General features: G+C 30.2%; 14 protein-coding genes. 11 read left to right on the top strand and 3 right to left on the bottom strand.

Annotated elements, in window-relative coordinates:
• The first annotated feature begins 250 nt into the window (after nt 1-250).
• The 10 genes from ACEG17_RS01980 to ACEG17_RS01935 all read left to right on the top strand — a co-directional run bounded on the left by ACEG17_RS01980 (nt 251) and on the right by ACEG17_RS01935 (nt 16,776).
• On the top strand, nt 251-2,416 hold the full coding sequence (locus ACEG17_RS01980; RefSeq protein WP_372582359.1) for a Tex family protein: 2,166 nt from the start codon (nt 251-253) through the stop codon (nt 2,414-2,416).
• A gap of 184 nt (nt 2,417-2,600) precedes the next feature.
• A complete protein-coding gene (locus tag ACEG17_RS01975; RefSeq protein ID WP_372582358.1) occupies nt 2,601-4,178 on the top strand; it encodes an L-lactate permease in 1,578 nt (525 codons plus the stop codon).
• A gap of 216 nt (nt 4,179-4,394) precedes the next feature.
• On the top strand, nt 4,395-7,187 hold the full coding sequence (gene ileS / locus ACEG17_RS01970; RefSeq protein ID WP_372582357.1) for an isoleucine--tRNA ligase: 2,793 nt from the start codon (nt 4,395-4,397) through the stop codon (nt 7,185-7,187).
• A 73-nt stretch (nt 7,188-7,260) separates the two neighbouring features.
• Nucleotides 7,261-7,761 carry a signal peptidase II gene (gene lspA / locus ACEG17_RS01965; protein WP_372582446.1) on the top strand — a complete coding sequence of 167 codons (501 nt, stop codon included), beginning with the start codon at nt 7,261-7,263 and terminating at the stop codon, nt 7,759-7,761.
• A gap of 604 nt (nt 7,762-8,365) precedes the next feature.
• Nucleotides 8,366-9,238 (top strand): glycine--tRNA ligase subunit alpha, encoded by an 873-nt coding sequence (gene glyQ / locus ACEG17_RS01960; RefSeq protein ID WP_071123992.1) that lies wholly within the window; start codon nt 8,366-8,368, stop codon nt 9,236-9,238.
• A gap of 137 nt (nt 9,239-9,375) precedes the next feature.
• Nucleotides 9,376-11,412: a glycine--tRNA ligase subunit beta gene (gene glyS, locus ACEG17_RS01955; RefSeq protein ID WP_372582356.1), complete on the top strand. Its 2,037-nt coding sequence runs from the start codon at nt 9,376-9,378 to the stop codon at nt 11,410-11,412.
• Between the two features lie 346 nt (nt 11,413-11,758).
• Nucleotides 11,759-12,859 (top strand): OmpA family protein, encoded by a 1,101-nt coding sequence (locus ACEG17_RS01950; protein ID WP_372582355.1) that lies wholly within the window; start codon nt 11,759-11,761, stop codon nt 12,857-12,859.
• A 652-nt stretch (nt 12,860-13,511) separates the two neighbouring features.
• Nucleotides 13,512-13,805 (top strand): HPr family phosphocarrier protein, encoded by a 294-nt coding sequence (locus tag ACEG17_RS01945; protein WP_372582354.1) that lies wholly within the window; start codon nt 13,512-13,514, stop codon nt 13,803-13,805.
• Between the two features lie 61 nt (nt 13,806-13,866).
• Nucleotides 13,867-15,669, top strand: coding sequence for a S1 RNA-binding domain-containing protein (locus ACEG17_RS01940; protein ID WP_372582353.1), 1,803 nt, complete (start codon nt 13,867-13,869; stop codon nt 15,667-15,669).
• Between the two features lie 168 nt (nt 15,670-15,837).
• The gene (locus ACEG17_RS01935) at nt 15,838-16,776 is read left to right on the top strand and encodes a branched-chain amino acid transaminase (protein ID WP_372582352.1); all 939 of its coding nucleotides are present in this window, start codon (nt 15,838-15,840) and stop codon (nt 16,774-16,776) included.
• 329 nt (nt 16,777-17,105) lie between these two features.
• On the opposite strand, the gene ACEG17_RS01930 is transcribed toward ACEG17_RS01935, so the two are convergent.
• The 3 genes from ACEG17_RS01930 to ACEG17_RS01920 all read right to left on the bottom strand — a co-directional run bounded on the left by ACEG17_RS01930 (nt 17,106) and on the right by ACEG17_RS01920 (nt 20,015).
• Nucleotides 17,106-18,560, bottom strand: a complete 1,455-nt coding sequence (locus ACEG17_RS01930) for a glycoside hydrolase family 1 protein (protein WP_372582351.1) — start codon at nt 18,558-18,560, stop codon at nt 17,106-17,108.
• 68 nt (nt 18,561-18,628) lie between these two features.
• Entirely contained in the window at nt 18,629-19,861 is a 1,233-nt protein-coding gene (locus ACEG17_RS01925; protein WP_372582350.1) for a PTS transporter subunit EIIC, read from the bottom strand.
• On the bottom strand, nt 19,794-20,015 hold the full coding sequence (locus ACEG17_RS01920; protein WP_372582349.1) for a PTS sugar transporter subunit IIB: 222 nt from the start codon (nt 20,013-20,015) through the stop codon (nt 19,794-19,796). The genes ACEG17_RS01925 and ACEG17_RS01920 overlap by 68 nt, the downstream gene beginning before the upstream one ends.
• 152 nt (nt 20,016-20,167) lie before the next feature.
• Here ACEG17_RS01920 and ACEG17_RS01915 point away from each other — a divergent pair, with 152 nt between their 5' ends.
• Nucleotides 20,168-21,160, top strand: coding sequence for an AraC family transcriptional regulator (locus ACEG17_RS01915; RefSeq protein WP_372582348.1), 993 nt, complete (start codon nt 20,168-20,170; stop codon nt 21,158-21,160).
• The last annotated feature ends 25 nt before the right edge of the window (nt 21,161-21,185 follow it).

Raw genomic sequence — 21,185 nt, 5'->3', positions numbered from 1 at the left:
TTCTCCTTTTTATTTATTTTCAGAAAAACAATTTTTATACTGTTTTTTAATGAAAATAATTATATAATATAATTTACCGTAATTCAATACATATTTTTTAATTTTTTAGAGAAAAAGAAAGTTTTATACAAAATATAAACTTGCTTTCTAATTTATAAAATTATTCAACTGGTTATTTTTTATAAATTATGCTAAAATAGATTTTGATAAATTCAAATAAAAAAATCAAACTGTAAATGGAGGAAAGACATTGGATATTGTAGCTAGTGTGGCAAAAGAACTGAACTTTAAAGTACCACAAGTGGAAAATACGATAAAACTTTTTGATGAAGGGGCGACTGTACCGTTTATTGCTAGGTATCGGAAGGAAGTTACAGGAAATTTGGATGAGGAGCAGATTCGGGATGTAATTGAAAAAATTACGTATTATAGAAATTTAGAAAAGAGAAAAGAGGAAGTTATAAGGCTGATTGAGGAGCAAGGAAAACTAACTGAGGAATTGCATAAAAGTATTGTAAATGCGATGAAATTGCAGGAAGTTGAAGATCTGTACCTGCCTTATAAGAAAAAGAAAAAAACAAAGGCGGATATTGCAAAAGATCAAGGATTGGAGCCTCTTTCAGAGTTTGCATTAGCCAAAGGGACTACAATGGAACAACTGGAAAAAGAAGCCAAGAAATATGTTACGGAAGAAGTGGCGGATGTTAAGGCTGCAATTGAAGGAGTACATTTGATAATTGCTCAGAATATTTCGGAAAATATTAAAATCAGAGAATTTTTAAGGGATAGAATTGCAAAATTTGGGATTTTGACTTCTAAAGTTATTGAGAAAAATAAAGAAAATGATGAAAAAGGTGTTTATCAGGATTATTATGAATATTCGGAGCAGATTGGTAGAAGTGCTTCAAATAGGATTCTTGCGTTAAATCGTGGAGAAAAGGAAAAAATATTGAAAGTTGACATTGATATTGATGAAAAAACAGAAGAAGTTATAACAAACTTTATTCTGAATACTTTTGAAAATAAAAATTTAACTGAATTTTTTAAGGAAATTATAAAAGATTCGCTGGACAGACTGGCTTATCCGTCTATAAAAAATGAAGTGAGAAATATCTATACAGAAAAAGCGGAAGAGGAAGCAATCAATATTTTTTCTGAAAATCTGGAAAAACTGCTATTGCAACCACCTTTATCCAAAAAAACGCTTATGGGATTGGATCCAGGATATAGAACAGGCTGCAAGATGGTAATTATTAATAAAGATGGATTTTATGAAACAAATGATGTACTTTTTCTTGTAGATGGAGTACATAACGAAAGACAGCTTGCTGCTGCAAAGAAAAAAATATTGGATTATATAGCAAAATATGACGTGGATATTATTGCAATTGGAAATGGGACAGCTTCGAGGGAAACGGAGGCTTTTGTTGCCGATGTAATAAAGGATTCTAAGAAAAAAGTTTCGTATCTGATTGCAAATGAGGCTGGGGCTTCAATTTATTCTGCTTCCAAAATTGCTATTGAGGAGTTTCCTGATTTGGATGTTACGGCAAGAGGTGCGATTTCCATTGCGAGAAGGATTCAGGATCCGATGGCAGAACTTGTAAAAATTGATCCAAAATCAATTGGAGTGGGAATGTACCAGCATGATGTAAATCAGAAAAAGCTAAATGAAACTTTGGAGCAGACAATTGAACATGTGGTAAATAACGTAGGAGTCAATATTAATACAGCTTCGTGGGCATTATTAAGTTTTGTTTCTGGAATCAAGAAGAATGTGGCAAAAAATCTTGTGGATTATAGACACGAAAATGGTGATTTTAAAGACAGAAAACAGCTTAAAAAGGTAAAAGGGCTTGGAGATAAGGCATTTGAGCAGATGGCAGGATTTGTTGTTGTTCCTGATAGTGAAAATCCGCTTGATAATACGATTATCCATCCAGAATCATATCAAATTGCAGAAATTATCTTGAAGGAAGCTGGATGTAAAGTTGAGGATTTAAAAGAAGATTTGGATGTTGTAAGACAAAAATTGCAGAAAATAGATTTGGAAAAAATTATTAAGGAAAATGATTTTGGAAGGGAAACTGCGAAAGATGTTTACGAAGCACTATTAAAGGATAGACGTGATCCTCGTGATGAATTTGAAAAACCGCTTTTACGTTCAGATATTTTGAATATGGATGATTTGACAGAAGGGATGGTTCTGGAAGGAACTGTTAGAAATGTAGCAAAATTTGGGGCATTTGTTGATATAGGGTTAAAAAATGATGCGTTGATACATATTTCTGAGATAGCGGAAAAATTTGTTTCAGACGCTACAAAGGAACTTTCTGTGGGACAAATTATAAAAGTTAAAATATTGTCGCTGGATAAAGAAAGAGGAAGAGTTGGACTTACAAGAAAGGGGCTTTAAATAAGAGTTTGAAAATTAGATTTAATTTGTTCAAAGTTAGAATTGTTTAATTTTATTTGTTTAGTTTTGGAATAGGCTAAAATTTAATTTAGAAAAAAATTTGTACTTTTTAAAAAAATTTGATAAGATATATTATAAAATGTTAATTATTTTAACAAAATCATAGAAAGAAGGTTTAGAAAGAATGGAATTTTTAGTAGGTTTAATACCAATAATTTTATTTTTAATTTTGTTAGCAGTTTTAAAAAAATCTGCGTTGTTTAGTACTTATGCGAGCTTGATTGTAGCGATTATTTTGAACTTTGTCATGTCAAGTTGGCGAATTCCAGTTCAAGGGATTATTGCTTCACTTTTTGAAGGGTTTGCAGTGGCTTGGATGCCAATTGGATTTGTAATAATAGCAGCTATTTTTGCTTATGACTTATCAGTAAAAAATGGTAAAATTGAAATTATCAAAACGATGTTAGGAAACATTACATCAGATAGACGTGCACAAGCTTTAATACTTGCCTGGGGATTTGGTGGATTTATAGAAGGTATTGCAGGATATGGGACAGCGGTTGCAATTCCAGCGGCAATTATGATTTCTTTAGGATTTTCTCCTATGACAGCGGCGATGATTTGTTTACTTGCAAATTCGACACCAACAGCATTTGGAACAGTGGGACTTCCAGTTACAACAATGATTTCAAACTTTGGATTAAATGCTCAACAGACAGCATTATTTACATCATTGCTATTGTTACTATTAACTTGTGTTATTCCTTTTATTTTAGTAGTTTTTGCAAATAAAGAAATAGATGGCGGAAAAAATCCAGCTTTCGGAAAAGGGATTTTACCAGTAGTTATCGCATCAATTATTGGATATATGGTACAGCCATTAATAGCTATGACGACTGGAGCTGAACTTCCTACAATTATTTCAAGTTTAATAGCAATGATTTTAATGATTGTCGCAACAAAAATGTTTGTTAAGGCGGAAGAAGGATTTGAAACTGTGGCAGTTTCTACTAAAGATGCAATTTTAGCTTGGCTTCCATATATCTTAATGGTAGTTTTAATTGTAGGGACAAGTCCAGTTGTTAAAGTTATAAATGAGCCTTTACACGAGCATACAATTTCAACGATTGATTTTTCATTTGGGCATTGGGCAACTTGGTTTAGAGATGCAAAAAGTGCAAAAGAAGCTGGAGTTGCGTTTAAATGGATTTTGGCACCAGCTGCACCCTTATTTATAGCAACAGTTATCGCAGGATTTATTCAAAAAGTAAAAGTAAAAGACATGGTTGAAGTACTAGGTCATACAATTTATCATAAATTAGATAAAATGTTGGTAATCATGGGGATTGTAGCACTTTCAGTAGTTATGAAGCACAGTGGAATGACAGCAAGCATTGCAGATGGTCTTAAAACATTGACTGGATCAGGATTCCCATTCATTGCACCATTCTTAGGTACAATTGGAACGTTTGTTACAGGAAGTGATTTATCATCTAACTTGTTATTTGGTGGAATTCAAGTAGGAGTAGCGAAAGGATTATCACAAAATCCGGCATTGCAATCATTGTTAATTGCGGCTAATACCGCTGGAGCTACAGGTGGTAAAATGATTTCACCACAAAATATCGCAATTGTAACATCAGTTTCTGCAGCATTAAATGGAAAAGACGGGGAACTTTTAGGAAAAACGATTAAATATTCTGTACTATATGGACTTGTCTTAGGTGTTTTGACATTTGTTGGAGCAGGAATGATACATTAGTAATCAAAAATTTGAATAAAATTTAAAAATTTAGATATAATAATTAAAGAAAAAGGAGAATACTAAAAATTTGGTATCTCCTTATTTGTATATTTAAGGATAATAACTAAGAGAAAAATAATATATAAAGCGAGTTATTTTAAAATGTATAAAATTATGATATAATAAAAAATATAAATAAAGAGAATAATTTAAAAGAAAAATATAGGAGGAAAAATGTCGGAAAATAATAATGTGGAAGACAAGGTAGATTATGCAAAAACGCTAAATTTACCAAAGACGAGCTTTAAAATGAAAGCTAATTTGGCACAAAAAGAACCTTTAACATTAAGGGACTGGAAAAAAGCTGAAATTTATGAAAAATCATTAAACGAAGGGGCACCATTTTTTGTGTTACATGATGGGCCTCCATATGCAAATGGAGATATTCACATTGGGCATGCATTAAATAAAATATTAAAGGATATTATCTTAAAATATAAAAGATTAAGAGGTTATAATGCACCATATATTCCAGGATGGGATACACATGGTCTTCCTATCGAGTGGAAAATAATGGAAGAACTTGGAGAAAAGGCAAAAAATATGACTCCATTGCAAATTAGACAAGAATGTAAAAAATATGCTTTGAAATGGGTAGAAAAACAAAAAGAAGGATTCAAAAGACTTGGAATTTTAGGAAATTGGGATAATCCTTATATCACTTTAATGCCTGAGTATGAAGCGGAACAGTTAAAAGTATTCAAGGAAATTTACGAAAATGGTTATGTTTATAAAGGGCTAAAACCAGTTTACTGGTCTCCTACTACTGAAACAGCTTTGGCTGAAGCGGAAATTGAGTACAAGGATGTAGAATCTCATTCAATTTATGTAAAATTTGAAGGGACACAGGACTTATTAGATAAATTAGGTGTGGAAGAAGCAAGTATTCTTATTTGGACAACAACACCTTGGACATTGCCTGCAAACTTGGGAGTATTTTTACATCCTGAATTTGACTACGGATTATACAAAACAGAAAAAGGTAATCTTGTAGTTGCAAAAGAATTGGCTGAAACTGTATTTAATACACTTGGAATTTCTTATGAATTATTGAAGGAATTTAAAGGTACTGAACTTGAGAAAACTCATTATAGACATCCGTTCTTAGATAGAGAAGGGCTGGTAATGCTTGGAGATTATGTTACAGCTGATGCAGGGACTGGAGCAGTACATTCGGCACCTGGACACGGGGCGGACGATTACAATTATTCACGAAAATACGAACTTGGAGTATTGTCGCCAGTTGATGACAGAGGGCATATGACAAAGGAAGCTGGAAAATACGAAGGAATGTTTTATGCAAAAGCAAGCAATGTAATTGTGCAGGACTTGACAGAAAGCGGACATTTATTGCATCACAGCAAATTTGTTCACTCGTATCCGCATGACTGGAGAAGTAAAAAACCTGTAATTTTCAGAGCGACTGAGCAATGGTTCATTAGCATTGATGAAAGCGATATTAGGGAAAATGCTATAAAAGCACTAGATGATGTAGAATTTGTACCATCTTGGGGTAAAAATAGAATTGGTTCAATGTTAGAAACTCGTCCAGACTGGACTATTTCAAGACAAAGAGTATGGGGGGTACCAATACCATTGTTTTACGACAGAGCGACTGATGAAGTTATTTATGAGCCAGAAATTATGGACAGAGTAATTGAAATGGTAAAAAAAGAAGGAACTGACATTTGGTGGAAATATGAAGCCAAAGAAATTATCGGGGATGAACTTTTAGAAAAATATAACTTGAAAGATGTGGACATTAGAAAAGAAAGAAGTATAATGGACGTCTGGTTTGACTCAGGAGTTTCACATAGAAGTGTGCTAGTGCCAAGAAACTTGCCAAGACCAGCAGACTTATACCTTGAAGGAAGTGACCAGCATAGAGGTTGGTTCCAATCTTCGTTATTGACATCAATCGCAAGTACAAAAGATGCACCTTACAAGAGAATCCTAACTCATGGATTCACAATGGACGGTCAAGGAAGAAAAATGTCTAAATCTTTAGGAAACACAATACTTCCAAAAGATATTACAGAAAAATATGGAGCAGATATTTTAAGATTGTGGGTATCTTCAGTAGATTATAGAGAAGATGTAAGAATTTCGGAAAATATCTTGCAGCAAATGTCTGACGCTTATAGAAGAATCAGAAATACAGCCAGATTTTTGATGGGTAACTTAAATGATTTTGATTATGCAAATGATAAAGTTGACTACAAGGATATGTTTGAAATTGACAAGTGGGCAATGCACAAACTGGAAGAATTGAAGGCTAAAACAACAGAATTTTACGATAAATACGAATTTTACAGTCTATTCCAGGAAATTACATATTTCTGCTCAATGGAAATGTCTTCATTCTATCTGGACATAGTAAAAGACAGACTTTATTGCGAAGGAACAACTTCAATTGAAAGAAGAAGCACACAGACTGTATTGACAGAAGTTCTAAAAGTGCTAGTAAGAATGATTTCTCCAGTATTGTCATTTACAGCTGATGAAATTTGGGAAAGAATACCAGAAACGTTAAAAGAAGAAGAAAGTGTACATTTATCAAAATGGATTGAAGCAAGACCTGAATACTTGAATGAAGAATTAGCACAAAAATGGGATAAAATTGCACGTCTAAGAAGAGAAGTGAACAAAAAGCTGGAAGCAGAAAGACAAAATGGATTAATAGGACATTCTCTTGATGCAAGAGTCCTTTTAAACATTGCCAATGATGAATATTCATTTATAAAGGATTATACAGAAAATGAAGTTTCTGACTTATTTATCGTATCTCAAGTTAAATTTGTAAATGATAATTTAGCAGAAAGCGAAATCGAAGGAATAAAGATCGCTGTGGAAAAAGCGTCTGGAGAAAAATGTGAAAGATGCTGGAAATACGATGAGGAAGTTGGACACAACCACAATCATCCAGATGTATGTCCAAGATGTGCAAGCGTTCTGGAAAAAATGTAACATAAAATTTATTTTGTAAAATAGGACTAAATATAGCTAAATAAAAATAACTTATTTAGTTCGTTTTTTACAAATATGTGTTAATAAAAAATGTGAGGAGAAAAGAATGCCTTATATAATTATTATTTTGGTTTTAGCTGCATTAGATCAGATTACAAAGCAGCTGATGTTCAATGTATCAGGTGGAGTGCAAGGTTTTTCTATACCAGTAATAGATAAATTTTTTCATTTGACTTATGTTGAAAATCACGGCGGAGTTTTTGGTCTATTGCAAGGGAAAATCAATTTATTTACAATAGCAAGTGCAGTTCTAATTATATACGTAATCGCTGTAGAATATAAAAACTTTAAGAATTACAGCAAATGGACAAAAATAGGAGTAGCAGTAATTGCGGCTGGAGCTACGGGAAATATGATTGACAGGCTTCTTCGTGGATACGTAATTGACATGATAGATTTTCGAGGAATCTGGGCTTTCGTATTTAATGTGGCAGATATGTATGTGCATATTGGTATTTATATTATTATAATTGATTATTTAGCAAGAAAATATTTGAAAAATAGTAAAAAGTAGTTACGAATATCTAAATTAAACTTTATTGATTAATAATACTTTTTTATGTAATTTATATATTTTTCCTTTTTTATAAAGCAAAGGGGAACAGTCGCCATCCCCTTTGCAAACCCCGCTTGTCTAAGCATTTTTTTGAAATAAAATTGAAACTCGCTTTTTAATAAAGATTATTATCAACTCTTAAATTGATTATAATTTAAAAGTTTTGAAAAAGCTCAGACAGTCAATTTCATTTCAAAAAAATCACGACAGTTTTAGTTTAGTTACACAAGATAATTTAATTAAATATGAATTAAGCAAAATTTCGTTAAGGAAAAAATAACTGTCTGAGATTTTGAAATATGTTTTGAATTATATGCAGTTATTTGAATTAAAATAACCTTGGTTCAAAATCGAGTTTTATTTTTTCTTTATAAGAAAGTTTTGCGTAAAGCGGGGTTGTAAGGGCATGGTGTTTGATGCCCTTACGTTAAAAATAAATATAAAAAAGAAAAATATTTAATAAATTTGATAAATATAAAGTTGTTATGTTATTTATAGATTTAATTTAGTAAAGATATTTTAGATACGAAAAATAGGAAAAATAGAGAAAGGATAGAGAAAAATGACTTTTCAGGAAATTATATTAACTCTTCAAAAGTTCTGGGGAGATAAAGGGTGTATAATATCAAATCCGTACGATATTGAAACAGGTGCGGGAACGTTTAATCCAGATACTTTTTTAATGTCGTTAGGTCCTGAGCCTTGGAATGTTGCCTATGTTGAGCCATCACGTCGTCCCAAAGATGGAAGATACGGTGAAAATCCTAACAGAGTGTATCAACATCATCAGTTTCAGGTAATTATGAAACCATCACCAGAAAATATTCAGGAACTTTACTTAGAAAGTTTAGTGGCATTAGGAATTAATCCTAAGGAACACGACATAAGATTTGTGGAAGACAACTGGGAAAGTCCTACACTTGGAGCATGGGGATTAGGATGGGAAGTTTGGCTGGATGGAATGGAAATCACACAGTTTACGTACTTCCAGCAAGTTGGAGGACTGGAAGTTGACATTGTTCCATCTGAAATAACTTACGGACTTGAAAGAATTGCACTTTATTTACAAAATAAGGACGATGTAAAAGATTTAGAATGGACAAAAGGCGTAAAATACGGAGAAAGAAGATTCCAGTTTGAATACGAATTATCAAAATACAGCTTTGAAGTGGCAGACGTTCCAATGCACTTCCAACTTTTTGATATGTATGAAAAGGAAGCTCAAAACTGCCTAAACAATGACTTAGTATTCCCAGCCTACGAATATGTCCTAAAATGCTCACACACATTCAACAACCTTGATGCAAGAGGGGCAATCAGTACAACAGAAAGAATGTCCTACATTTTAAGAATCAGGGATTTGGCTAAGAAATGTGCTGAAAAATTTGTGGAGGCAAGGGAAAGATTGGGATTCCCATTATTGAATAAAAAATAAATGGGGAATATTTTTTCAGTAAAACAAATATTTAATTACTAAAGAAGAATTTCTTAAAAAAATGTAATATTCTAGATATTATTTAGAGAAAAAATCGTTAAAAGAAAAATGTAAATTTGTAAAGGAGAGAATTAATTATGAATTTTCTTTTTGAAATAGGATTGGAAGAATTGCCTGCACGATATGTGGATCAGGCGGAAAAAGATCTGAAAAAAATAATAGAAAATGAATTAAAGGCTGAAAGAATAAAGTTTTCAGAGATTGAGTCGTTTAGTACACCTAGAAGGGTTACTGCGATTATAAAGGATTTGGCTGAAAAACAGGATGACTTGGATAAGAAAAGCGTAGGGCCTTCAGTTGAGATTGCTTATAAGGATGGGCAGCTTACGAAAGCTGGAGAAGGGTTTGTGAAGTCGCAAGGTGCTACGATTGATGATATAAAAATTATTGAAAATGAAAAAGGAAAGTATATTTCAATTGAAAAATTTATTGCAGGAAAAAATACTAAGGAGATTTTACCTGAAATATTGAAAAATGCAATAAAGAAAATAGAGTTTGAAAAGTCAATGAAATGGGCGGACAGAACATTTAGATTTGTAAGACCGATTAAATGGTTTGTAACTTTGTTTGATAATGGAGAAATTTTACCTTTTGAGTTTGAAGGTCTAAAAGGCGGTAATAAAACTCGTGGAATGAGATATTTTGCTTCTCAGGACATTGAGATTAATAATCCGATTGACTATGAAAAAATATTGCTTGAAAATTTTGTTATCGTAGATGGTGAAAAAAGAAGAGAAGAAATTTTGAAAAGCATAAGGGAAAATGGTGAAAATGATGGCGATACAGCGATAATCAATAAATATTTATTGGATGAAGTAGTTAATGTAGTAGAATATCCATATGCAATAAAAGGTGAATTTAGCAAGGATTATTTGCAGCTTCCTGAAGATATTATCACGATTACATTGGAAACTCATCAAAGATATTTTCCAGTAAAAGATAAAGACGGAAAATTATCGAATAAATTTATTGTTATAAGAAATGCACCTGAATATTCGGAAACTGTCAAAAAAGGGAATGAAAAGGTTGTAGAGCCAAGGCTTGCTGATGCAAAATTCTTCTTTGATGAAGATTTGAAAAATAAATTTGCAGATAATGTGGAAAAACTAAAGGAAGTTACTTTCCAAAAGGATATGGGAACAATTTTTGAAAAAGTTAAAAGAAGTGAGAAAATTGCTGAATATTTGATTTCAGAATTGAACTTGAATGATAAGAAGGAAAATATTATAAGAACAGTGGATTTAGCAAAAGCCGATCTTGTTTCAAATGTAATTGGAGAAAAGGAATTTACAAAATTACAAGGGTTTATGGGTTCGGTTTACGCTGAAAAGCAGGGAGAAGATAAAGATGTAGCACTTGGGATTTTTGAGCATTACTTGCCACGTTATCAGGGAGATGAACTTCCAACAACTGTGGAAGGTGCTATCGCTGGAATAGCTGACAAGATGGATACAATAATTGGATGTTTTGCAGTTGGACTAAAACCAACAAGTTCGAAAGACCCTTACGCATTAAGACGTGCTACACAAGGAATTATCCAAGTCACATTAAATTCAAAATTATCCTTTGACTACAAAAAATTAATTGAAAAGGCTTATGAAATTTTTTCGGCTGATAAAAAAGTACTGGAAAAAGATGTTGTGAAGGATGTGACAGAGTTCTTTAAACAAAGAATAATTAACGTACTTTCTGAAAAATATAAAAAAGATCTTATAAATTATGAGATAAATCTTGAAAGCAATGTTGTGGAACTTGATAAAAAATTATCTGAACTTCTGAAATTATCACAAACTGAAAATTTTGAAATTTTGATAAATCTTTTGAAACGTGTAAAAAATATTGTGAAAGATGAAAAAAATGAAAATCTAAATATTGACAGTACTTTATTTGAATTGGAAGAAGAAAAGACATTGTATAATTTAGCAAATCAATTGGAAAGTATTGAAAATACAGAATTTTCAAATTATATTGAAACATTGCTAAATAATGCATCTGCGATTAATCAATTTTTTGACAATGTAATTATTAATACTGATAACGAAAAATTGAAAAAAAATCGTATCGCATTATTGAAAAAATTAGAAACTTCTATTGATAAATTAATAAGTATATAGAAAATTTTTTGATAATGTTAAAAATAACCAGTGATTATAATTATAAAATATCAAAAAAAAACAAAAAATTTAATGACTTATAAGTCAATAAAATTAGGATGTTTTAATAGATGAATATACTAAAATAAAGGTTAAAATAGTGTATTGTTTAATTTTTTTGTTGACTTTTTATAAAAAAAATGATATTATAAATTGTAAACAAAAAGTTTTAGCTAAAGAATATAATTGTATGCTAAAGTGTTGCATTTTCTTCTAAAATGTTGTATAATCTTAATAGAGGATTAGAAGAAAATAGTAACAACTTAAAAAGTTAGAGAAAACAAAATGAAATTCAGGAGGAATTGAAATGAAAAAATTAGTAATTTTAGGAACAGCTTTATTAGCTTTAAATGCTGTAGCATCTGAATTCCAATTTAAAGGTGGATATGATTTCTACAGAAAATACAAAAACGGAACTAACCTTGCAGGAGAAGATGCTAGATTAAAAAATGGACCAACACTTGGTTTAGAATATATTGTTGACAACCAAGGTGAATTTGAATGGGGGTTAGGATCAGAATATAAATTCTCATCTAATTCAGGTAAATTGAAAACTAAATCTACACCGCATGAAAGAATTGGTAGAAGTGTACCAGTTTATGCTTTAGGTAAATTTAATTTAATTACTACTAACAGTGGAAATGACGCTTTATATGTATTAGGAAGAGCAGGGTATAATTTCGCTAAAGACTCTAAAGAGGTTAGAGCAAATGATGGAAAATTATCTGGAGGATTATATGCAGCAGCAGGGATAGGTACTGAATTTGGACCAGTTTCATTAGAGGCTATTTATGAAAGATCAGGATTTAAATATAAAGATACTGCTACAGGTCAAAGAGACAGAGATCATATGGATTCAGTAGGAGTTAGAGTAGGATATAGATTTGGACAATTGAAAAATGACAGAGCACCTAAAATCATAACTCAAACTGTGCAAGTACCTGTACCAACTCCAGTACCTACAGAACCACAAACAAAAGATATTAATCAACCAACAACTGCTACATTACCATTTAGCTGTTCAGCAAATGAGAAAAAATGTGTAATCAGAGGATTTAAAGTAGATGGAAGAGTACCTAACGAAAATGAAGCTTCAGACTTGAAAGCTATCGCTGGAGTAATTAACCAATTTGCTGAAGGTGGTTCAATTGATTTCGTTGGACATACAGATTCAACTGGATCAGCTGCTTATAACCAAAAATTATCAGTAGCAAGAGCACAAAACGTTGCTAGATTATTGAAAGATTATGGATTGAAAAACTCAATCTCTTATGGATCAATTACTGGACAAGGAGAAAGCAACCCAGCTGATACTAATGACACAGTTGAAGGAAGATACAACAACAGAAGAGTTGAATTATTCTTCCAAAACGTTGACTTTAGTAATGTAAGATTCATTAATCAATAATTGAATTTAAAATTTTTAAAATAAATTTGGAGAGTCATTTTATATGGCTCTCTTTTTTGTTTATTTTAAGAAAGTTATTTATTGGTATAGTAAAACTGCTTTAAAACTATATGACTATTTTACTCAAACCCTAAATCAATATAATTTTTAGTAGTTTAATTTTAAATAGGTTTGAGTATATATTACAATCCTAAGAATTAAAATTGTGCTAATTATTACGCAATAAACTATGGCTAGTCTACAGCATTTTTTGCATTAATAAAAAACTCCCTATGCTCAGTTTTTCCAGTATATAAAAATGCTATACGAATTATTTATACTAAACTTTATTTGAAAAAGGAAAATTGTATTTTAATTATTTGAAAATATTAGGTTTATACCTTTTATTAGAAAAATTTGTAATAATTTCGTTATTTAAATGAGAATAACATAAATATAATTACTGTGGTGTAATTTATTAAAAAATTTATAAAAATAAGAAGATAGACATTGATTTTTAACTGAATAAATGATATTATTTACATAGATTTACAATTAAAGTATAGTATAATTGTGTAAAAACTAAAATAAATAATTATAATTGATTTATTTAATTCTACAGTGTATTGCTTCACATAGATTTGGGAGTAGGTAAAGACAGGAAAGGCAAATTATGACAGAAATTATTGTGGAAATAAAAAATGAGCAAGGGCTTCATGCAAGACCATCTGGACAAATTGTCAATATCGCAAAGAAATATAATTTGACTTTGGAAATAGAAAAAGTTGGAGAAAATGAAATTGTAAATGCAAAGAATGTATTTGGAGTAATGATGCTTGGAGCAGCTAAGGGAGAAAAATTAAAGCTTAGAGCAATTTCAAAAAATGAAGAAAATATAGAAAATGAAAAGAAATTATTAGAAGAATTAAGAAAAATAATTGAAGTTGATAAATTTTTTGAAGAATAATTTTTATAAATAAAAAAGAAGGGAGAAGAACTGGCTTTTAATAGCAGTTCTAGAGTGCAAAATGAACGAAAAAGAATTTGAATTATTATTGGAAGATTATTTACCAGAAGAAAAAAAATCTGGAGATATAGTAGAAGGAGTTATTACTAGAAAAGAACTGGATTATGGTTTTCTTGATATGAATGCAAAGAAAGAAGGAAGAATTTATGCAAGCGAGGTTAAAGACTTTGAAATAGGAGATAAAATTGAAGTAAAAGTTTTAAGAGAAGATGATGAGAACATCATTGTTTCAAAATTTGTATTGGATAAGGCAAAAGAACTAGCATCATTTAATGTAGATGACATTGTAACAGGAGAAATTATTAAGAAAATTAAAGGTGGATACACCGTAAGAATCGGAAAAAATGAAGCATTTCTACCATTTTCACTTGCCAGATTTGACAAAAACAAAGATTACACAGGACAAAAATTTAAATTTTTAATAAAGGAAAAAAATAAGAGCAACATAACTATTTCAAGAAGTGATTTAATAAAAATTGAAGAAGAAAAATATTTAGAAAATGTAAATATTGGAGATGTTGTTACTGGTAAAATTAAAGAAATATTTGACTTTGGAATTATCTTGGACTTGGGAGCAACTAGTGGATTTATTCATATATCTGAAATTTCTTGGGATCAAGTGGATAATTTGACTGAAAAATATAAAATTGGTGATGAAATAAGTGCTAAAATTATTGAAAAGGATGCTGAGAAAAATAGATTAAAATTAAGTATAAAACAATTATCAGAAGATCCTTGGGTTGCATTTGCAGCAAGCCATAATGTAGGAGATGTAGTCGAAGCAGTCGTGAAGGATGTACTTGATTTTGGAATAGTTGTGACTGTTGACGGTAATTCTGGATTTGTACATGTTTCAGAGCTGGCTTGGCATAATGGTGCTAAAGAGCTTAAAAACTACAAGGAAGGAGACAAATTTTCTGCAAAAATTATTCAAATTGAAGATGAAAAGAAAAACGTTAAGTTAAGTGTAAAACAATTGTCAGAAAATCCTTGGGACACAGTCAAGGAAAAATACCATATTGGAGATATTATTGAAAAACCAGTAACAGAAGTATTTGACTTTGGATTATTAATTTCACTGGAAAAAGATATTGACGGACTTTTACATGTGTCTGACTTGTCATACAAGAGAGAAGCAAATTTAACTTCAAAATATAAAGCAGGAGACGTAATCAAATTTAAAATAGTTGACTTTAACGATGAAAAAAATAGAATTACTTTAAGTGCTAAAGCATTGCTTGATGACAGATGGGAAGTTCTTGAGGAAACTTATGACTTTGATAATACATTTAAAGGAAAGGTCATGAATGTTCAGGATTATGGAATTTTTGTGGAATTAGAAAAAGGAATAGAAGTTTTTATTCATAAAAACGAATTTTCATGGGATAAAAAAGAACATAAAGAATACAAAGTTGGCGATGAAGTCGAATTTAAAGTAATTGTAGTTGATAAACTTGATAAAAAACTTTCTGGAAGTATCAAGCAATTAGAAAAATCACCTTGGAAGGAAGCAATTGAACAATATAAGAAAGGAAATATTGTAAATACTGAGATTGTCGAAATTCAGGAAAACTTTGTACTTGTTAAATTAACAGACAGATTTAACGGAATTATACCAAAACGTGAGTTAACAGAGGAATTTTTGAAGGATATTTCTGAAAAATTCTCAGTTGGAGATAAAGTTGAGGCTGTAATTACGGATATTAATGAAAAAAGAAAATCAATTGCATTATCTGTAAAAAAAGTTCAGGAAATAGAAGAGAAAAAAGAACTTGATGAGCTTATGAAAGTTTATGGAGTCTAATTTTACAAATTCAAAGTATAATAAAATTAAGAAGGTGTTATAATTTTAACATTTAAACATATATAATATATATGATTGAGTAAAAAAAATAAATTTTACATAATTAAAAAAAAGTGTTAAAATATAAAAGTAAATATTAAAATACTGAAAATATGGAGGTAAAATTAGATGGCAAAGGCAGAATTTATGAAATTTGCATATTTCGATAAAGAAATAGTGGAATTTGAAAAAGCGACAGTTAGTATCGCTACACATAGTTTACAATATGGGACAACTTGTTTTGGTGGTATCAGAGGATATTATAGAAATGGGAAAGTAGCGATTTTTAGACTGAAAGATCATTATACAAGACTTATGAATGCGTCAAAAATGTTAGGATTTGAATATTTTATAACTTGGGATGAATTTAAAGATATTGTTACAGAATTAGTTAAGAAAAATGATGTAAAAGAAGATTTTTACATGCGTCCGTTCGTATTTTGTAAAGAGCCTAGATTGTCACCTAAAAAGGCAGGATTAGACTTTGATTTGGCAATTTACATGCTACCGCTTGCAGATTATGTAAGTACAGAAGGCGGACTAAACTTAATGAGTTCAACTTATAGAAAATACAATGATTCAGCAATTCCTACGAAAGCAAAAGCAGGAGGTTCATATATTAACTCGTTCCTTGCAACAAGTGATGCACAAAGAAATGGTTACGACGATGCATTAATGTTTGATGATGCTGGAAATGTGGTAGAAGTGTCAGTTGCGAATATAATACTGGTTTACAGAGGGCAAATAATAATCCCTGATACTGGAAACGCAGCTCTTGAAGGAATTACAGTAAGATCAGCATTGGAATTATTGGAACACAATGGATATAAAATAAATCGTGGAAAAATTGACAGATCAATGGTATTTACAGCAGACGAACTGCTAGTAACAGGAACAGCAATGAAAATTACTTATGCAGAATCATTGGACAAACGTCCTATTGGGCAGTTAGACTTTAATGCAAAACCACAAGCAGGTAAATTTCATAAATTGTTAAAATCAGAATATGAAAAAGTAATCAACGGAGAACACGAATTGTCTTCTGAATGGTTATTTATTGTAGAATAAAGGTTAAGTACACTGGAAGTGTTCTAAAAGAGCATGAAGGTGTACTTTTTATATTGTTAAAATAATTTTTTTATTATTTTGAAAAAAACTTGTATTTAAGATAAATTGAGAGTAAAATAGAGGTGAAAGAGAAGTGATGATGAGAGAAAATTATTGAAAAATTATAAAAAAATTGGAATTTAGATATAATTTTTTACGCTAATTAATTTAATTGTGAGAGAATTAAGGTATGCCAAAAGATTGAAACTTCTTGGGAAATTAAATAGTAATGTAAAATTTGGGAAGAGAGATGGTTATTTAAAATCGTCTCTCTTTTTATAATTATATTTTTATATATTTCCATTTTTTTCAATACATTCTTTGTACCAGTAAAACGAGTCTTTTTTATATCGCAAATTAGTTCCATTCCCATCTTCGTTTCTATCTACATAAATTACACCATATCTTTTTGACATTTCTAGCGTTCCACAGCTTACAATATCGATAATTCCCCACATTGTATACCCTAGTAATTCTACTCCGTCATGTATTGCTTCAGACATTTGCTTTATGTGTTCCTTTAGATATTCAATACGGTATTCATCGTGAATTTTTTTATCTTCTGTCAATATGTCTTTGGCTCCAATTCCATTTTCAGCTATAAAAATTGGAAGCTGGTATCTATCATACATATCATTTAGAGAAATTCTAAGTCCTATCGGATCGATTTGCCATCCCCATTCACTTGCTTTTAAATAAGGATTTTTATTTCTAGAAACTAAATTTCCGCTTGTTTTTTCAAGGGTTGAATCTGTTGAGGAAACCATTGACATATAGTAGGAAAATGATAAAAAGTCAACAGTATTGTCTGAAAGTATTTTTTCATCTTCAGGAAGAATTTTAATGGAAATATTTTTTTCTTCAAACGTTCTTTTTGTATAGGATGGATATTTTCCTCTTGCCATTACGTCAGTATAAAAATAATTTTTATAGTTCTCATCTAAAATTTTCTGCATAACATCGTTTGGATTACATGTTGCGAGATAAGTTGTAAAACGTGCTATCATTCCACCAAATTTTGCATTAGGTAAAATTTCTCTCCCTGTCTTAATTGCCAAAGCATTAGCTATAAACTGATGATGAATACATTGGAAAATTGCCTGTTCATAATCTTTTTCTTGATCTTTTATTAATGCACAGCCATTATAAGGGTTGAATTTACTACAATTAATTTCATTAAATGGAAGCCAGAAATCAACATAATTTCCTAATTTTTCAAATAAAGTTTTGGCATATCTCACATATAAATCAATTAGTTTTCTATTTTTCCAACCACCATATTTAGTAATTAAATTTACTGGAATATTGTAATGAAGAATTGTAGCAAAAACTTTTATATTTCTTTTCTGACATTCTTTAAATAAGTTCAGATAAAAATTTATTCCTGCTTCATTTGGCTCTTTGTCATCGCCATTTGGAAATATTCTGCTCCAGCTGATAGAAGTTCTAAAAATTTTTAATCCTAATTCCTGAAATAAATCCAAGTCATTTTTATAATTTTCATAAAAATCAATTCCCCATCTGAAAGGATAATGCTTATCATCCGTATCTTTTAAAGCCTTTTCAAATATTTTACTTGTCATATTTATATTTCTATTTTTATCTCTTTCTTCCCTTGTCCACAGAGAATCAAAATATCTCAAATCTTGTGTATCTATTCCTTTTCCATCTTTATTCCAAGCACCTTCTGACTGTGAAGCTGAAAATGCTCCGCCCCATAAAAAATTTTCTGTAAATTTATTCATAATTAAAATTTTTCCTTTCAATATTATAATATTTTTGTTATATTAATATAATAACTTTAGTTTTTTAGCTATTGTAAAGTATTTTTATTTTTGTATGTGAAATAAGTTAATGCAAATGAAGTGATAAAACTTATTACTAATCCTATAATTGCAAAGATAAAATTCATATTGTTTTTAGGATCAATGAAAATAGGAAGTGTTGCAAGTCCAGTAGGCCCAAAAACAACTCTTTTTACTCCTGCAATTCCACAAATAATTCCTCCAAGCAGTCCACCTGAGAGAGCGAAAAGGAAAGGTTTTTTCAATTTCAGATTTACCCCATACATTGCAGGTTCTGTTATTCCAAATAATGCAGTTAAACCTGAAGAAGCTGACATTGATTTAAAATCTTTATCTTTAGAAACAAGTGCTATTGCAAGTGCAGCACCAGCCTGTCCCATATTTGCCACCAAAAATCCCGGTCCTATCATATCAAATCCATTTGCATTAATTGCTGTGATAACTAATGGAATAGTAACAACGTAATGCATTCCAAACATAATAACTACTGGTGCAAAAGCTCCAAAGATAATTGGTAATGTCCATGGATAGTTAATTTGTAGCAAGTTTAACATTTTTTCTAATAATTGTCCTGCAATTGTTCCAAGAGGCCCAATCATGCAAAATGCCAATGGAATCATAATAAGTAAAGTTAATAATGGTTTTAAAAAGAAACGTATAGATTTTGGAGAAAGTTTATCAGATAATTTTTCTACATATGATGCAACCCAGATTATTAATATTATTGGGATAACTGTGGATGTATATGTTGCAAGAGTTACAGGTATTCCAAAAAAACTTATATTTTCTCCAAGTTTTACCATTTCCAGATATTTTGGATGAATCATCATTAATCCTAGTAGCATTCCCATCATAGGATTCATTTTAAATTTTACTGCTGCAGAGTACGAAAGCATAACTGGAAGAAAATAGAAAGGTGTATCACTGACAAAATTTAAGATAGTTTGTGTTTGTGACTTATCTTTCAATAGTCCTGTTATTGTCAATAAAATAACAATTACTTTTATCATTGCAGCTCCTGTAATTGCTGATAATATAGGAGTGAATATTCCTGAAATGGTGTCTAACATTTCATCAAATGAAAATTTCTTTGATTCTTTTGATACTTCACTTGAAGGATTTTTTTCTAAAGAAATATTATTTCCTAACTGAGATAATAAATTTCTTATTTCATTATAAACATGTTGTACATCTGGTCCTATTATAACCTGTTGCTGATTTCCGCTTACTACAGTTCCCATAATTCCATTTGTTTTTTTTTAACTCATCCTGATTAAATTTTGATGGGTCAATCAAGTTAAAACGCAATCTTGTAGCACAGTGAGTATAGCTTTCTATATTTTTTGAAGTTCCTATATTATTTAAAATTTTTTCTGCAAGTTCTTTATAGTTCATTTTTTCCTCCCTGATATTTTTTTGGATTATAGCTATTTTCCTTATTCTTTGAGTATATTATAAACTATAAAAAAGAAATAAATAATATCAAAAAACAACTTATATTATAACAAAAAGTAAGGTATAATAAAAAGTGGAAGGAGATGATGAAAATGAATTTGGAAGAATTTGACAAATACATTAGAAAAAATACTGCAAGAGAAGAGTTTTATTTAGAAAATCCAAATAATACTTCACCATTATATAAAAAATTGAAGAAAAAAACTGTCAATGGGAAAAAAATTATAATTTTTGAAGTAGATAAGTTAAAAAGCAAGGAAATTTCAATGATGAGGGATTCCAGATATACTTCAGTTCCTTTCCATTGCCATTCAAATGTAAATTTAAACTATATTTATTCGGGAAAATGTACTTATATTATTGATAACGAGGAATTGACATTGTATCAGGGAGATGTGTGTATTTTTGATAAAAATGTTGTGAGAGCAAAAACGGAAATAGAAGAAAACGACATCATATTTAATATCAGTATGAGTAACGATTATTTCTCAAGTTCATTAAGTAAACGCATACACGAACAGAGTATTCTGGCATCATTTATTATTAATTCGCTTTCAATGAATAAAATACACGATAACTACATAGTTTTTAGGACAGGAAAAAATGATAAGATTATTTATCTTTTTAATCAGGTTTTGCTTGAGTATCATAATAAAAATAAGTATAGTAAGGAAATCATTCAGTCTTATATTGACATTATTTTTATAGAATTGCTGCGGCTTTATGATTTAAACCATAACAAGCATATTGTGAAAATAAACGGAGATACTTCAAATATTATTTTTGAAATATTGAACTATATAGAATCTTTTTATAATGATTGCACAATAGAAAAAATGGCAAAACTTTTTGGCTATCATCCGAAATATTTATCTTCTTTAATTAAAGAAAAAACTGGGAAAAATTTTAAAGAATTGCAATTAATTCAAAGAATGAATATCGCTTCTTCATATTTGAAAAATACTAATTATTCAATACAGGAAATATCTGAAGAAGTCGGGTTTTCCAATCAGACATTTTTTTACAAAAAATTTTTCAAATTTTATAATATGACTCCAAAAGAGTTCAGAAATCAAAAAAAATAGAATAAAAAACTTTCAAGAAATTGTT

Source organism: Leptotrichia hongkongensis (genome assembly GCF_041538065.1).
Lineage (GTDB): Bacteria > Fusobacteriota > Fusobacteriia > Fusobacteriales > Leptotrichiaceae > Leptotrichia > Leptotrichia hongkongensis.
Note: the sequence above shows the minus strand (reverse complement) of the source record. Positions and strands in the feature narration are given on the sequence as shown.